This is a genomic window from Pantoea cypripedii, assembly GCF_011395035.1.
Lineage (GTDB): Bacteria > Pseudomonadota > Gammaproteobacteria > Enterobacterales > Enterobacteriaceae > Pantoea > Pantoea cypripedii_A.
The window spans coordinates 323,790-340,826 of sequence record NZ_CP024770.1 but is presented as its reverse complement, the minus strand read 5'-3'; the positions used below and the strand labels follow the sequence as shown (position 1 = coordinate 340,826).

Below are 17,037 nucleotides of genomic sequence, written 5' to 3'. Positions count from 1 at the left end.
AAAACCGGTATCAATGCCCTACTCTTTCACTTTTCTCGTAAAGCGAAGCAATATCTGGTCTTTCGGTACGTCCATCACGTAGACCATGCCATCTCAGGCTATCGTGAAGTTCAGGGATGGTACAGATCCTTAAGTCAGCGACTTCAGGGATTTTCAGCTTCTCACCAATGATCTTCAGGCATTCAATCCCTTTTCGTTTGTCCTCTTCCGTCTCAAAAGCAATCCACCAGATATTGATTCTTTTCAATCCTGTTTCGTTACTGACTTCGGAATGCACATCTTTTCCTGCTACTCCGTTACCCATCACGAGAACGGGTACCGACCTGAAAAGGTTATTGTCACCCTGCGCCGAGAGCGTCACCATATCCTTTGCCAGAATATCAAGCTCGAAGAAATTGCTGGTCAACGTGCTGAGTTTAACCCCACGCACATGCGTGCAATTGAAATGTGTCGCACCGCGATTGGTGATAGAAATGTATCCGGGCGGTATACCTTCCAGTTTGAACTGCTTCAGCACAGGAACAATCTGCAGGTTACAGTGGATGATGGCGCGAATAACCGCTTCAAATGTTGTCGCATGTGCAACGTTATTATTACTCATCGGATCGAACGCCGCCGGGCGGCAATCGTTCCCCGATGGATAATTTTTTTTTGTGCGATACCCCTGCGTGGTTGTATGGCCATAATTGCCATACTTGCTGTAAAGATCAGGTATCACCTGATCTTTAGCTTTATCAGACAGCGACTGGTACGAAGTGAGCCAGATAGGCTGAAGCCAGGGCCTTTTTAACGTAGCGTTACGGAACATCTCGCGCGACCGTTGTTGTAAACCTTCAACGAAACTCCCGAAATCTATCCTCTCATTTCTTTCGTAACGTCCCGCAGACAACATCGCTGTCAGCGTATTCTTCACCTCATTCAGGCTCATCAATCGCATCGCCTGCATTTGCGGGTGCTCCGCACTGATCGACAAAGCTGAAGTGCCTGCAGCATTCAGGTTGGTTTCCATGCTTCCTGCCTCTCTGGGTAAATTTATTGAGTAATGGTATGCATCAATCGTATAAAAATAGCCGCGAGTCACAACGATCCTTCACTTATCGGGAATCATCCCCTAAACCACGGCCAGGTAATGTCTGACATGCAGCGCCAGACGCAGGCGGAGCAACCTGAGCGTATTTATCTTCAGGGGTAATATAAGCTTGCGTAGTGGCTATATATCCATCTTTAAAGGTAGCCTCAATATAAGTCGCCTGCCAGCCTGGTTGGCCAGAAACTAATGGGATTTTAATTTTCTTATTTAACACGACTACCGGTGTAGAGGGCTGATAGCGTATGCCGCAGGCGTAACGAAAATCCCTGGCCAGTGGATTAGAAGCCGTCCAGCGCACAATACTCAGTGGCTTTTCTGATAATTCCACCACAAGTTCGTTGCCCTGAAGCTTTCCGTGTATCTCCGGGGGTCTTCTGTTATTTTGTAGCCGATTCACAAAAGGAATAATTGACTCCTCAGTGAAGTTTTTAATCCCGTAATGGTCGGAGTTGGGAACGACACGCAAGGATTTTACCCCTGGCAACTCATCAAAATAAAATCGGGTATTATCAGGGACATAAAAATCATCGCCACTTGAATTGATAATATACTTGGGAATGGACAAACGAGAGCGATAGGTTGTCTTCAAATAGCTTAACGGATCTTCGATACCCAGCAACTTTGCAAAATCATCGGTGTCAATTAAGCTATCAATACCCTGTTTATAATAGGGGTAAAACGCAATGGGCCAGTTTCCACCATAAGAACGATACATATGTGTCAGGCTGGTTCTGGTATCGAGCAAATCAAATGCAAAAGGAATGATGGCCTCGACATCCGGATCCGAGATCGCCGTCAGCCAGCTGACCCACCCGCGTTTAGACACACCAGTGACAATAAATTTATGAATATTCCAGGATATCAGTTCTTTTCTTGCCACGCGCATCGCCTGGGAAACCGATGCGGCCATCGGAATATGCAATGGCATCAGTTCTCTCTGTTCAGGCGCAGCCAGAAAGAGTATCCAGCTGCGCGCAACGCTGTCATCTTCTTTAAGTGGCGTATTATCGTTCTGATAGGTGAGAAACTGATTTGGCACATTGCTGACGGAAATAACGATCGTATGGCTTTTCCGGGCAATATTTGCCAGTGCTTCCTCGCTAAAATCTGTCGATGCACCCGTGTTTTGTACGCTAACACCATAATTTACACCGTTGTTGATAACTAAAATCGCACGTTCTGATTTTGCTTTGTCCGGAATAAAAATATTAACATCATGCTGCCAGCTATCCGGGGAAACCCTCAGGTCCGGAGACCATGATTGTGAGGTCATCCGATAGCGTTTCAATTCAATCTGAGGCAGAGTTTCCCTTCCCGTCATCAGGTAATCAACCGGTGCCTGAGAAAGCTTCTTTCTGTAATCAGGTAAGACATGAGAGAAATCGCAGCCCTGGTTTTTATTACACGTTCTCTTGTTCTCTCTGAGTAGCGCCTGGCTATCTGCAACAATAAAAAACAACATTAATATAATGTATTTTGCTTTCATCTTTCGTCCTTAAAAATTAATCCATATAAAATCATGCGCTGCCGATCATTTCCCTCAACACATTGGCTTTCCTGGTTATCACGTCAGACAACGCCATTTTAGCTGCCTGCTCATCATGTAAACGACGGTTATACATTTTTGCCAGGTCCGATTTTTCAACAGATGATGCATGTTTCTGCGTCTCTATTGCATCGATCTCCTTAGCCAGTTTTATTGTTTTTATATGCAGGAAAGCAATTAACCCCTTAATATCCACCTGTTTTATGAACGCGTTGTTCTCTGACTTAACTTTTTTGAGCCTGCGTTTTGCTTCTCCCAGTGCTGAGTTCAAACTGTGTCGGTACTCGAAGGCCAGCTGAGGATGCATCTCCCATAATCTGTCCAAATCTTTTTCAAATTTTTCTATCTGATACTTCAGTTTCTTAACCTTGCCACTTGGGTTGCCTGTTCGCAGACTGATGTCATCGCTTGTCGCTCCACCACGACCCGATAATTCAACAATACCTCCTGAGTGCAGGCTTTGAACGCTGGCGGATTTCTTCCATTGAGCTGATGATGATGGGGATAACTTCTCTTCGGGTATTGCGGAGTAATCAAAGCCATTCTTTTTATCAATTTGCTCGGTAAGTGCGAGAAAAAATCGCTTACGGGTGGCATGGAATGGAATGGTATTCCTCCCGGCATTATCCGGATTGAATGGTATCCCCGTGATCCGCGTCATTTCGTCAGAAATATACCGAAATGTTCCCGCTGTGGCTTTATCGCTTCTTAGTTGAGAGAACTCACAAAAAACCATAAAGGCCGTTTCCTTCTCCCTGGTAGTGATGCTTTCTGAGAAAAACATATCTGTTATCTCTCGCAGCAATTTTGCCAGCTGAGGTATATGCTCCTTCTCAATTTTTGCGGGTAATACTCGCTTATGGTCAAGACCGCCGGGACGTCTTTCATACATCATCAACATGCCGAGCATATCACTGCCGCTGAATTGAGGGCCATTCAGCATCACATTGATGTTGCCTTTTATCACTTCATCGCTCCCGGAATAAAATGAACCCGGGCCTAAATGACCCAGTAATGTCGCCTGACTGGGTAACGGCGCTGACTGAGGCAGGTTCACTCCTGTGGCCGATGCGGCTGAAGTGCTTGCAGTAGGTCTCTCCACCGAAGTATCAGCGGAGTCATATGAACGTGTTTCCGCGTCATGCAATTTATCTGAGTTGATTAGCTGGTTTTTTTTGGTTATATCAAAAAAACAATAGTTTCTGTCAATTTCACCATATCCAGCATGGCTGAAATCATGATGAGGCAAATTAGTCGGGTCGCCGTAATTAAAAGCGACATCATAATCTGGTAATTGTTGCATGATCTGTTCACGCGTTTCGATGATATTCAAATTACATTCTTTTGCAAAATGAATTGATTCCCATACTTTAGCCAACGTTTCTTCCGTTCCATTGGTGAGTACGTTGATATGGCTATCAGGAAAACTGCTTATTTCACTAAAGTGGTCAGAGTCAGTCCAGTTATCACACAAATATTTCAATGTTTCACCGGTGTCCATTTTTTGTTCGCAGCAGTATTTATATAACTCCATTAGCGTTGGGTCGAACGCTTTGATGTTTAATAGCTTCAATATATGGTAGGGGAATGCCCCCTCATGAATGTTAATGATAAACTCGGTCTGAGGATCATTGGTGCCATTCATCTCTACCAGGACTTTACTGTTTTTTTTATCCTGATTGACGGGAAGCAAACTTATCCGGTTTATCTTATCAGTAATCCCCCCTATCTTATTGGCTATCAAGGTTGACAGCTTTGCACTTCCAGACTGAGCGCTAAAATTGATTTTTCTTTCGAAGAGCATGTCATGTAATGTTTCTAATACCAGTCTTTTTGCTTTCAGACTGAGGTGTTCTGGTTGCTTTTTGAAAAAACTCGTCAGCGTTCTGTTGCTATTAGTCGTTCTATTTACGAAGTTAACTAATTGTTTGGGAGTGGCGTGTTTATCCAGATTCCTATCAATATACTGAGAAGCCCATGGATGAGCGCGTGCGACAGTTATATCCATATCCATTCACCTAAGTTTATTCAGTCACCGGATTTTTAGCTGCGGACAACAAAGGGAGAACGGTGGCGCCCGCAAATCCTCTCCCGGCATGAAAAATTTATTACCCAGAATTATTCATATTATTTTATCACCTCAACGCCAGCCATTCCTTGACCGGGGCCTAATATCAGCAAATTATCACTTTGCCTCCTTGCCCTGAGACACCTTTCGCCAGATGCTATCCTTTCTCGTCCCCCGTCAATTATGAGGAAGCACGGCATGCCTGAGATGGCTCCTGTCAATAAGCAGATAAACGCGCCGATTTCGCTCCACCCTTTGACACGCATCCGCCATCTGGCTCAGCGCATAGAAGAAATCAGAAACACGCCAGTCATCATGATGAGTCGGTATTTCAATGCGGCAATGCGCCCTCTCAGATGCCTGTCAGACCCTGTGCTGCGTTACCTGGACACCCCGGAACATTTCGATGATTTTCTCGATGTGGAAAGCGCGGATCTGCTACTGCAGGCTCCGGTTTATCGGCAGGCGCTATGCCAGCTTTACAACGGCAACGATGTGGCGGATACACCCGATCAAACCACCACTCAGGCATTGTTTCAGTTGCTTTATTATTTCCTGAAGGGATGTCTCGCCGAGCCTCTCGCGATGAACCCCGAGGCCCGGCAATCCTTATCTGATGCTTTGCTGCCTGCCAGGCGTGCACATATCTCACAGCATGAATATGACCGACGCATTCTTCATTACCTGGCTAACCGCTATCTGGCGATAAATCCTGATCTCCAGACATTTATCAGCCTTCCGCTGGTGCTGACATTAATCAGCGGCGGATTCCCCCCTCTGCTACAGCGCTTATTGTTCCAGAACCCGCTGGCGTTGATGTTCACCCTTTTGCCACTGGAACCCCCAGAAACGATTGCACCTGACCCTGCTCCGCTACCGGAATTATCTGGAGCACTGACTACCTGGGATCAGACCGTGGCGCAAAAATGGCTGCAACGCCCACCGGTTAATTTTCTTGCCGGCCATACCGCCCGCACGCTGAATACGCCAGCGCAGTCTTTGCCCATCGCCGATCTGCCTCCCGGCCAATGCTTTGAATTTTCCCGGCTACTCCTGCGCAATGAAGCCCCGCAATGTACATTTTCTTCAGTGCAAAATGGCACGAATAACTTTCTGCCTGCCGATACCCGCATTCATCGTTTTACCGCTACAGACAGCGCCGGAAACCATCACCTGATGACTCAGGTACATGTCGGAAATGCAGCACTTCGCGTCGGACAGATTGGCACAATACAAACATCAGGCCTCCCCAGCCTGCTGCAGATACAGGCATCAGGTGACGACTTGCGCGTGATTCCCTCGTTACCGCAGCATCAAAACGCACTTTCCCGGCGGCACCAGACAGAGTTTTTGCCATCAACCGAACTGAATTTTCCCGGCCCCACTAAGCCCCGGCGATCATTATTGACCCGAACATGGCAAGTCATGTCCGACACCTTAACATCCACCCTGAACTTGAATTTCCCACCGCTGGTAAAGGGGAAGGCGTTCGAACAGCAACGGTCAAATTATCAGGGGCGATTTCCTACCCCTTCCACACCATTGCCCGTTACGAGTCGGGGAATCCCGTTGATTGAAGATTTTATCAGCACCCTGCAGCGTAAATATGAACTGAACCCCGACATTAGTAGCAGTCATATCCGGGTTAAATTTCAGTACGCCGACGGCAGTCCGGGAGAAAAAAGCCTGCCGCTAACCACCGTTCTGGCATGGTTCAGGGGAAATGACTATGTGGTGATCTACCCGGATGCCTGGTATCAACAGCACCCCGGTGCCATTAAAGAAATCGAAGACTACCGCGGCTACAATCGCCTGACTGCCACCCCATTTGCTGAGCGTTTTAAACAAGCCGACAACCAGCGGGTGAAAAGGAACAACCTCTGGCCCGCGAAAGAGGACGTCAACCCACTTGATTTCATCAAGACCTTAGCCGGGGCCTTCGGCTTCTCACCCAGAGAAACTGCCCTGGTCATTTATAAAGACGGCTTCACCGCCCGCCATGTCCCGTTAAGCAAAATTCTCACCCTCGTGCCAGACATCATTCAGATCATTTACTGGCCACAATCAATCCCCCCTGTTGCCGCAAACCTGCTGGAGCGTTACCGCCGAAGCACCGTCTTCTTTGAACGGAAAGATTTGTTGCTCGAAATAGCCCTGAATAAATTATCGGATGCGGGCGATTCAGGAGAGTTTTCCCTTAGCGACATGCTTCGGGATATACGTCGCATCAGCCAGGCAGCACCTCTCTCGGGCCTTGAGATACGGACATCAGCTGCGGCCTTACTGAATAATAAAATCAATGCCCTTTATGATGAATATGAAAGAACCAGCCAGCTGAAGATTGCACCCGCTTATCGGTTAAATAACGCCAGCCAGGTATGGGTTGAGATTTATGAATTTGACAGCGGATTGGGGGGGATTAAAAAAATCCGCAACCCGATCAGTTTCCATGGAAAGACTGGCCTACGGTGAATTACAGCGCAGTTATGGTATCAATTACAGTTTTAAAATCGATGTTCCCAGCGTACTCAGTCCCCTGTTTGCCCAGGAGAGCCGGATTTACAGTACGGCCTTTCCGGTCACCGATGCGCTTTATGTTGAGTTACGCAGCAGCACGCTGCAATGCCAGCATGATGACGCCTGTTTTACCGCAATCGCTGAAATTCAGCGCCTGTTAATAAACTATCGCATAGCCAGCTATCTGGCCATTATCAGTGAAAGAACCCCCCTCAGCTGGCGGGACCATATTGAAAGAAACCTGCTTAGCACCCTGCTGCAGCATCCTGATTCGTACAATTTACTCAAGTTAGTGGAGTTTGACGGTGAGGTGATGGCTACGTTCTTTGCGATTCGCGGTGCCGGCCAGATGTTGTTATTTAATACCCTGAGCGATGAGGTCATCATTTTACCGGAGGGACAACCCACCCAACTTTCGGATACACAAGCCGGGGATATTTTCCGTTCACTGCCGTTGTCCTACAGCATGAGATACACCAGAGATAAGGCAAGGTTAAATATTCCCTCTGCCAAAGATGTGTCTTATGACCATGACAACAGCATGGGAAAATATCGCTTTATTACCCCCACCGCGTCCTCCCTCCAGCAGCAAATTACCGAGAATATTTTTAACAATAACCTTTCCGATATTGATGCACTTTTTCATACTTCATCCGAAGTATGGTTACAGTTTGCACTCGATTTCTCGGATGATCTGTTCACCGGTATGTCTTATGCACTCGATCTTGTTGCAGGTAAATCATTAGGCTTAACCGCAAGGCTGGTCACCGCCATCGCAGGACTGGCGTCAAACAGTGTACAACTGGGAATATCTTATTCACTGGCAAAGCTCACCGCAGAAGAAGAGAAAAACCACCAACTGCACCGCGATTTTATTGTAGCTCTGCTGTTCGGCAGTATTGATCTGCTCACTCTGTCCCACAGCTTCCATGATGTCCTTCGGAAGAAAATAACGCGGTTACGTGGTTTTAAAACCTATCTGGCAAGCCTGAATAACGGTGCGCAAACCCAGAGAAGCATCCGGTTTCTTGAGCGTGGCAAATGGGGACGCGCGTTGACTGAAACACAGGTCAGGATCCCCTTTAATAATCTCAGCAATAACCTGCGTTACGGTATGGTCAATATTCCTGCGATTCTACCGACCAGTATGTTGATGATGTTTCTGGGCAATGGACGGCGTAATGCCCGGCACCTGATCCTGAAAGCTACGGATGCTCTGGTGAAAATGGACAGCAGGCCGCTGGTTGAACGAATTCTGCGGTTGTTTTTTGCCAGAAGTGATGACCTTTTCATCAAAAACTATCTGAGGGATCTGAAAATGATGAAACGGGATCTTAATGAGATCAATGTCAGAAAACATATAACCCTGACCCATCGTCATAGCGACGACCAGAACACAGTGATGACCGCTGAATTAAGCAATTACGAGATCTTCCGTAGAAACTATGAGGCCATAAAAAGAAATCGCAACAATCCTGGGGAGAATACCCTTGAACGCTACCAGGGTTCCGTAATGTACGTATCCAGGGATAACCTGGTTGCTTATCTGCGTGCCTGCGGAGTAAACCTGCTGGATTGCCTCTCAATCTTGTTACTGCATGAAATGTCCCACCTCTCAGCAAGTACACTCGATTATGTCTATGTCGGGCATGTGAGCGGTAGCAAAGGCGTTCTGGACCTGGATGGCGTGATCAATATCAATAATAAAGACTATAACGTCCCGGTACGGTTTCGGGGAAAAGATGAGATGTTCAGAAAGGCCAATATGGCCGGTTATCAAAATACCAGCGCCGGGTATCGCAATGCTGACTCTTTCTCACTGGCGACCTATCTGCTCGGCTCATTATCAGCAAAGGACCGTGTCGATGAGGTGCTCACCAAACTGGAAAAGGCACTGATAAAATTGCCTGAATGACAAACAGCCGGGTCTTCAAGGCCCTGATAACCGAAAAGAGCATTGTTTCCCGGCAATACTGGCGATTATTTTGACAGCCACCCTTCCATATGGGCGATTTCTGCTGTCTGCGCTTTGATAACCTCTTCTGCCAGATCTCGCATCACCGGATCTTTACCATATTTCAGCTCAGTCTCTGCCATGGCAATCGCCCCTTTATGATGTGCGATCATACCTTTAGCAAAGGCTTTATCGGCATCGGTTTCATTCAAAGCACGGGCCATATCGTCATGCATACCCCGCATACCCTGCGTAAATTCCTGCGCAGCAGGAGAGGAATTTAATTCTTCCGTCATTTCATGATCGTGCTGATGGGCCATTACAGCCGCCGGGGCGATAAACAACAGAGCAGCCATCGCCAGCATTGTTTTATTCAACTTCTCTCTCCAGTTAAAGCGATAACATAAGTAATGATTTCATGCGGTATCGTTTCATAACACAAGATGCTCAATTTTGATGTAAAACAAGATTTAACCTGCAATGATATTTCGCAAGACAATTCCCAAATCAAGTTTCCTCCTGACCTGGTGAAAAAAAGAAAATTCACGGGATGTGACATCGGTAAATAGGACATCGTAAAATCTGATGCTATTATATTAACCTGACCATTTCATCTAATGAAATGACTACCTCATTTATGATTTATCCTCATGCATATCTTATAAAGCCATCAAGTGTGATCAATATCGTTATTTCATCATTAATCCGTAATTACACTATCACCTGCTCATAATGACAGATGTAATTAAAAATTACACAAGGATATTTTATGACTTTAATCTCTACAATACCCTCAATTCCTTCACAACCTTCTATCGCCCATACATCCTGTAGCTATCAGGATTCCATTGACATCATTACCGTGGATAATTCCAGTGATGTTATCAGCAGCAGCGGTTCTGATAACGAATCTTCTCTCAGGAATACACCCTGGACAACAGCAAAATTCGTCTCATTTATAAGAAACATTTTACCCAATCACATCATCCTGCAGATTGGCCCACAGCTACATAATGCACTGACGGGCTGGGATTTAAAATTCACTATGACCGCCGTTGGCTCACTCTATAATCTGATGCTTTTCCCCTTCCATGCAGAGACTGGTTCTGTCATTGAGACAGGTAGCAATAAAGTAAAGGCTTATATGTTAGCCGTAAATCAGATAGGTGCCGATTTTAACTGGCAAAAGTCAGAACTTAACTATGTCAGCCAACAACTGGCAAGAGTTGAAATTGATATCCCATTCGGCAAAACAGGTATTCAAAATACGCTGGGACTTGAACTGGGTATTACCGATACCTGTAAAGGTATCAACGATTTCAGGCAACATGGGGTGCCTGACTTTACAAAGATTTGCGGAGAGTTCTCAGCACTGATCCTCGCTGATTTTTCTGAAAATAAAAATCTGATCAATATATTCATTGGCATAGTCGTGGTCGGGGAATCTCTTGCAAGGTTTTTCGAACCTCATGCAGGAAGAGAACGTACTCTGTGGTTCGGTCTCTCTCTGGGGATCGATTACAACGGCAATATTCTACAATCCCTCCCTACATCAGCTGATTTAGAACACGGCAGCGTAAATTTACAGGGCAATTGCTATATCCGGAATGGGCAGGCAATGACCTATGATTTCAGAACAAAAGAATTTTCATATCCTGCTGGTTTTATCGAAGTTGTTAAACTTGTTTATAAAGGATGTAAAAAATTACTCTCTTCTGACTTTTTAAATACCAGGTCTAAAATAGTAAACCAGGCAAGAGAGGGGAAACTCACCGCACAGCAAGAGGAAAATAGCCTGAAGGCACTGAATAAACTCGCCAGGGATCTGGAGGTCTGTGTGATTACTCCCGAAAATAACAACAACTTTACGGAAAAAAATAACCACAATATCGATGAAATTTCAGTATTGTGACTGAATTCCGGGACTCATTACTGAGTCCCGGCTTTCGCTCTATTGCGTCACGCTGAACCTTAGAAGCTGTCCATCAGACAGCCTGGCTTCGAGATTTTTTGCGGGTATCTCTCCGAATGCCTGTTCGGAGAAATTTGCTATCAGCACAGAACCATCACTGAAGGTGGTTTGTTGCACCCAGCCATCGCTATCCAGCCATTTGAAATCCGTCAATGCTTTATCCCACAGAACCTGATGCAGTGGCCGAAAGCGTGCATCGGCTTTAATGATGTCTGGAAGACGTGCTGTAAGTGTGTCACGGCTGAGATTGAACAAAGCTGGGGTGTTGTAGAGCAAGCTCAACAAATCTCGCGTGGTTTTGACTTCGGGAAATTTAAGATTGTCTAATGTCCAGTGGTGGGTCGTGATCACCGCATCATGAAATACCGCCTGATAGAGCGGCAGGCGGTATCGGGGATCGAAGATTACCGTAAGGTAAAGTGGCTTAAGTTGCGCAGGGTGAAAGAACACTGCTGGTTGTGTATCTGGCCACCAGGCTCCCAGATAGTAAGGAGAGGACCTGTTATGGCGCATATCCCCATCCTGCCAGCCAAAACCCCAAGTTTCCATGCCATGGGCAAACAAAATATACCGATTCGCCAGCGCATTACCATCTTCAGAACCTAAAGGTAGCCTGAGCTGATGGCTGAACCTGGCCATCCTGGAGTTTCGCGCCGCCACCATATCCGCTGCTCCCGTCGGATGGGAAGGTTGATAATCATCTGCTGCCATAGCAGTACCATCCACATCAAGGAACAGACTATTCAGCCCTGCCAGCTGTGTTAGTGTCCGCATTCGCTGCAGCGAGTACGCCATGACGCAGGCAGGGTTAAGGTAATAACCCGCGCCAGAAAATCCGGGTTTTTTACTCCCATCAGCTCGGACAATCGCACAAGTGTTACGTATTACCGTGGGTAGCTGGGCTGTCAGCCAGTTATCATTGAGACCACGCGGGATAGCGGTGTCATAAGAATCATAGCTGGCAATGAGATAGCCGAGAGACTTTGCACGTGCGACCGCCTCGGGATGCAGAAATGCAGCTGTCCAGTTATCGACGCCAAGCCATATGCGGGAAAGACCCGCCTGCTGTAATTTATCAATTACCGGTTCTGACAACCCCTGGCCCCAACGATCCGACGTCACCAGATAAGAGCCGAGTTGACGCTGTGCCAGTTCCCGTACCAGGCATGCCTGCTGCGCCTGAACCTGCAGATAATTCCCCTCATCGGGTGTCGCGTTCAGTGGGACCTGAGACGTTAACGCGCGGTTGATGCCTGCCATCAACAACGCCTGCTGCCAGCCACCAGGCTCCTGCCCTTTGAGCTGTTGCATAACACTCTCCGCATCAGCACCAATGCCTTGTCTTAACGCTGCGGCGCGTGGTGTGTGCAGGTAACGCACCAGACCCCGCCAGTCATTTACGTCCTGCGGTGCCAGCAGCTGACTCCCCCACAGATAAATGTGCGTTGCGCCAATCAGCTTATGCCCCTCCGGGGCAATGGCTATTTTTTCGCGCAGCGTACTGAACCGGCCACTCTCTTGCAGATAGTCACGATAGCGTAGCGCACCGGATAAAGGTGACTTGCCCACATACAGCAGAACCTCAAATATCTGCTGCTGATTGAAACGATTAAATTCATGCAGGCTATGCATCTTTAACTGACCGTCCGCCAGGCTGAAACTGACTTTATTATTAAAGGGGGTGAGCAGCAGCCAGCTGTAAGTTTTACCTTGCTGCTGCTGGCTCCACAGCGGCAGTTTCATGTCAAAATTCGTATCAATCTCAGCCTGTTCACGGAGAAGGTATCTTTGCCATTCGGGATTATCCAGTGGGATGCGGCTACCCTCCCCGATTGGTAACAACAATTCGCTTGCCGCTGGTGGTAAACCGAACCAGTTCAGTTGCTGTAATTGAGTACTGCGAAACACCAGACGTAGCTCATCATTGCGCGCCTGAGCGATGATACGGATACCCCGCAAAGGCCAGTACCAGCTTGCCTCACTGGCAGACGTCTGCAACTCGCTGACTTTTTGCTTACTTTGTGGTGCATTAACTACTGTATTACCAACTTCGATCTGCAATGTTACCGGATCAATATCAAAAACCTCACCCCCCTGTTGCAGACGTAAGGCACTTACCGGTTGAGTGAAAAATAAGACGATGCAGGTTAATGAGGTAATGCAAAACCAATTCTTCATAAGAACACCAGGAATATAAAACAGTTAGCTCAGTGTATGGGAGAACGGGTTAGCTCAATCTCATTATCAGATAAATAATCAGACAGTGTGTATGAATTTACATAAACATCAGTTCATTATCATCATTAAATATTTATATCTCCGCTATTAAGACGTAATTTACTCGGCAATCTATATGGAGAAAATATATCATGCCAGCAATAACACCAGGTATTACATCTCAGACGGTCTTAGCACCCAGTTCGTCACAACCAGGCACAACACCTTTTGTTCTTCCAGACAAGATAACGGTTACAAAAAACAGCAATGATAACCTGAAATCAGGTTTCGGGCACAGAATCGCCAGTTTTCTGTTCTCAGGAAAGAAAACACAACCAGCCCTTAATTCTCAGGAAAAAAACCGAGCAGAACATATTGATGATATAAAGAAAGGAGTTGAGACATTAATAAGAAAAAAAGCACCCGGAAACGAGCTACTGCACTATCTTTGTGATGCCCTGCGAGCCGGGTTTACCTTTGAAGAAATTATGCCAAAAAAATTTATTGATAGTAATACTGAAGCAATGAAGTTACTTGTTGCAGCAACGGGCGAGAAAATGCTCGGTCTCTTAACATCCGACAAAGAAGTGGTTTTCCTTTTTAATAATATTATTAATAAACTATACAATAGCACTGAGAAAGGTGAAATAGTAAGCAATAAGTCATTCCTTTCTAAGGAGATGTTCTGTTTATTGTCTGACAGGACAACAATGGAAAAACCCCTGGTAAAAATAGCCGAGTCTTTTCAGGATACTCTTCGTATGAAGAACAAATATCGCTCCCTTGTTGAGTCATACTCAGCTGCAGCTCGTTCTTCTCCACCGAAATCCAGCTGCATGTCTGATCATGGTTTTTCCGCCGTATGCACAGAAATCAGACATGAAGTTGCAGGAGAAAATTATTCCCGCCTGAGTGCGGAAGATATAGCTGACCATCTGAATATCATCAACATAGCCATAGCAGAAGTAAGCGATAAAATCACCCAGTCTTCGCAGCAGAGAGAAGGACTTTCGGTGTTTTTTGAATATGTTGATTGCATTAAAACGTTGTTAAAAACACTTCATTCATCTTATCATAAGATTGACAGCATAATTGAAAGCAAGGCAACAAGTAACGACGCTGAAAAAGGTTTTTATTACTTACATGATTATAAATTTGAAGGCAATATTGAAAGAATCTCTGTCCCGAGAATTATCGAAGATAAAATCTTTTTGTTTGATGTAAAGTCATCATCAACAATACTTGATCCAAAAATAAACTCAGCAATTACAGCAATCGACCGTCATTTGCAGGTTCGCTATTTTGGCGATGAGTAATTAAACATTGTGTCTCATCCTGCCGGAGAAAGTTCTGAGTCGCGGAACCCTGAAGTCCGAGCTCCGCTGAATTGATGGCCTGACTTCGTGGTGAGGATTTTACTGCATGGGATAATGGCTCCCGGAGGAGCCAATCAGCATTGGGCTTAACTTCTGACTTTCGCCCCTTTGACACTCTCAAGCACCTGCTTAATCGCCTCTTCGATTTTATCCACCGCATCCTTGGGTAACCGGACAAATTCATAGCTGACCGAACGCTTTTCTGCATTCACTTTGCGGCGCGCCAGCAGGTTACGATCTTCGAAGTCAGCCAGTTTTTCTGTGGTCAGAGGCTTCGGCTTTTTGGGTACCAGGTTACGTTTGGCTGAACGAAAATAACTGAGGATCTCTGTTTTTTGCTCATCCGTAGTCATCCCATCATTGCGGTTTACACTCATCATGGTGCGAACCTGCTCAGCCAGGTCGCTGATCTCAACGCTTTCTGCTTTGGCGTTATCTGTCACATCAAGCAACAGTTGATAGTCAGGCAGAGTCAGTTCGGAGACCACCGGAAATAATGCAATCAGCTCCGCCGGGACAGAAGCCGCCTGAAACGCACGGGTAACTTTAGCGTTTGAGATCCCTTCCGCTTTTGCGATGTCGCTTTTGCTCATGCCATTTTCATTCATGATGGCAAAACGTAATCCGAGTTCCCTCAGGTTGTGCTCTCTGGCAGTCTGAATGTCGGCGGCTAACTGGCGAGCATCACTGATATCCAGTTCGTCTGTAGTGACCAGCACTTCAAGACTTGCTTCAGCAAACAGACAAGCTGCACGGCGACGTGAACCGTCCATAATCTCGATGCGCCCATCTTTAACCCGCCCAATTGCGGGAAAGAACTGCTGCAAACCAATGGTACGCGTGATGTCTTTAACAGATTCTTCCGTCAACGTAGCCTGATCGCGGCCATTGACCTGTGGGTCAACATAGGTTCTCTGCTCAATATCGCCATGCGGAATGAGCTGACGAGCAAAGGTGGCTGTTTTGCCCGATTTTAATGTGAAAGTTCGTGAAGTATTGCTGCTATCAATAAAGCTGGCAATTGCAGTCTGGCCCATGGTGCGGCCGATACGTTGTACCGTCTTATGAGTACTCACAGTGTGCTCCTGATGTATTCAATGCGGTCGAAAACTGCACGAGAAAATTGCTCTGCTTCATACTTGGCTTTTCTGAGGGCATCCGCGCTGCCGGGGTATGAAATAGGATTGGCGCTGATAACCGTATCAAATGATTCACCGCATCGCTCAAAACCATCAAGCCGCGGTAGAGAGGCATCAAGCATAGATTTAGTAAACACTTCTCGCGCGTAGCTCTGAGAAGTTAAATGATCATGTTTCGTCGTCATCTTCGACATAAAACCAATATTGGCTTTTAATCGTGGTTCGACACCTTCTTTTTCAATACGCTCCAGCATCTCAGGCAAACGGGTCAGATACTTCATTGTGGAATGAAAATCGACCTGCGCTGGTGGCGTCGGCGTCAGCAGGATATCGCTGGCAGCAATGGCGTTAAGCATAAACGAATCGAGATGTGGGCCAGTATCGACGAAGATAAAATCATAGTCGTCTGCGAGTCGATCGATGACGTTTCTGCGTAACACTTCCGATGGTGCGACCCCCGGTAGATACTCCTGTACCAGAGCTTCCCAGTCACTTGCGACAAAACCATCGTCAATTGAGGCGGGCATGACATCAACGCCAGGCATGACAGTTGGCTGAATAAATTCACTATGCAACTGCTCACGGCCAAGATCGTTCAGCATCGCCTGGGCGGCTGTTTCCGCTTTAGAACCAATGCTGTTTTTATGGCTTAAGAACATGGTGCTTGAAGCCTGAGGATCAAGATCGATGACAAGGATCCGCAGATCATTGTGTAACATGGCAGGATGAGCACGCATACCGTGTGCAAGTGTAACGGTGCTGACAGTTTTAGATACGCCGCCCTTCAGGTTAACCACGAACACAACAAAGGGACCTTTGTGTTTATCACGATATTTGGGCACCTTGCGGTGATGATAAATATCGATCACGTTCTGCAGGCTGAGTGCATATTGTGAGGTACTGCCTGTTTGCTTTTTCCCAAACTCATAGCCAGCTTCCTCCATATCACTGATCGCAGCGACCACGGCGTGCTTACTAAGCAGTGGAAAATTGGCAACAGCGTTGCGCGAATACGTTTGATAATAACCAGTCTGATTAAATTCAACTCGTTGCTGTTCAATATGGTTGCTGAGTCCCTGCAACATACTGTTCGCTCGCTTCGCTGTCTCCAGCACATCGCCGTAATCACGCTTCATAAGCACCTCAGTAATAATGTCT

At 46.4% G+C, this 17,037-nt stretch carries 11 protein-coding genes; 4 read left to right on the top strand and 7 right to left on the bottom strand.

All coding sequences use genetic code 11. From position 1 onward, the window contains the following. Positions 1-10: 10 nt before the first annotated feature. From CUN67_RS24790 to CUN67_RS24780, 3 genes are all read right to left on the bottom strand, one after another. Complete coding sequence (locus CUN67_RS24790; RefSeq protein WP_208718138.1) at positions 11-1,009, bottom strand: hypothetical protein; 999 nt, start codon at positions 1,007-1,009, stop codon at positions 11-13. An 85-nt stretch (positions 1,010-1,094) separates the two neighbouring features. Next, on the bottom strand, positions 1,095-2,576 hold the full coding sequence (locus CUN67_RS24785) for a PhoPQ-activated pathogenicity-related family protein (protein WP_208718137.1): 1,482 nt from the start codon (positions 2,574-2,576) through the stop codon (positions 1,095-1,097). Between the two features lie 31 nt (positions 2,577-2,607). Then, complete coding sequence (locus tag CUN67_RS24780) at positions 2,608-4,644, bottom strand: hypothetical protein (RefSeq protein WP_208718136.1); 2,037 nt, start codon at positions 4,642-4,644, stop codon at positions 2,608-2,610. A gap of 258 nt (positions 4,645-4,902) precedes the next feature. Here CUN67_RS24780 and CUN67_RS24775 point away from each other — a divergent pair, with 258 nt between their 5' ends. Beyond that, a complete protein-coding gene (locus CUN67_RS24775) occupies positions 4,903-7,176 on the top strand; it encodes a hypothetical protein (protein WP_208718135.1) in 2,274 nt (757 codons plus the stop codon). Further along, positions 7,097-9,136 carry a hypothetical protein gene (locus tag CUN67_RS24770; protein ID WP_208718134.1) on the top strand — a complete coding sequence of 680 codons (2,040 nt, stop codon included), beginning with the start codon at positions 7,097-7,099 and terminating at the stop codon, positions 9,134-9,136. The genes CUN67_RS24775 and CUN67_RS24770 overlap by 80 nt, the downstream gene beginning before the upstream one ends. Before the next feature lie 65 nt (positions 9,137-9,201). On the opposite strand, the gene copM is transcribed toward CUN67_RS24770, so the two are convergent. Next, positions 9,202-9,540 carry a CopM family metallochaperone gene (gene copM / locus CUN67_RS24765; RefSeq protein WP_208719473.1) on the bottom strand — a complete coding sequence of 113 codons (339 nt, stop codon included), beginning with the start codon at positions 9,538-9,540 and terminating at the stop codon, positions 9,202-9,204. 404 nt (positions 9,541-9,944) lie between these two features. On the opposite strand from copM, the gene CUN67_RS24760 reads away from it, so the two are divergent. Further along, on the top strand, positions 9,945-11,087 hold the full coding sequence (locus CUN67_RS24760) for a hypothetical protein (protein ID WP_208718133.1): 1,143 nt from the start codon (positions 9,945-9,947) through the stop codon (positions 11,085-11,087). A 39-nt stretch (positions 11,088-11,126) separates the two neighbouring features. Here CUN67_RS24760 and CUN67_RS24755 read toward each other — a convergent pair whose 3' ends face one another. Next, positions 11,127-13,325, bottom strand: coding sequence for a glycoside hydrolase (locus CUN67_RS24755; RefSeq protein WP_208718132.1), 2,199 nt, complete (start codon positions 13,323-13,325; stop codon positions 11,127-11,129). A gap of 191 nt (positions 13,326-13,516) precedes the next feature. Between CUN67_RS24755 and CUN67_RS24750 the strand changes: the two genes are divergently transcribed. Continuing rightward, positions 13,517-14,680: a hypothetical protein gene (locus CUN67_RS24750; RefSeq protein ID WP_208718131.1), complete on the top strand. Its 1,164-nt coding sequence runs from the start codon at positions 13,517-13,519 to the stop codon at positions 14,678-14,680. 146 nt (positions 14,681-14,826) lie between these two features. Here CUN67_RS24750 and CUN67_RS24745 read toward each other — a convergent pair whose 3' ends face one another. Then, the gene (locus CUN67_RS24745) at positions 14,827-15,777 is read right to left on the bottom strand and encodes a ParB/RepB/Spo0J family partition protein (RefSeq protein ID WP_208719471.1); all 951 of its coding nucleotides are present in this window, start codon (positions 15,775-15,777) and stop codon (positions 14,827-14,829) included. Positions 15,778-15,812: 35 nt separating this feature from the next. Continuing rightward, complete coding sequence (locus tag CUN67_RS24740) at positions 15,813-17,015, bottom strand: AAA family ATPase (protein ID WP_084878693.1); 1,203 nt, start codon at positions 17,013-17,015, stop codon at positions 15,813-15,815. Between the last annotated feature and the right edge of the window lie 22 nt (positions 17,016-17,037).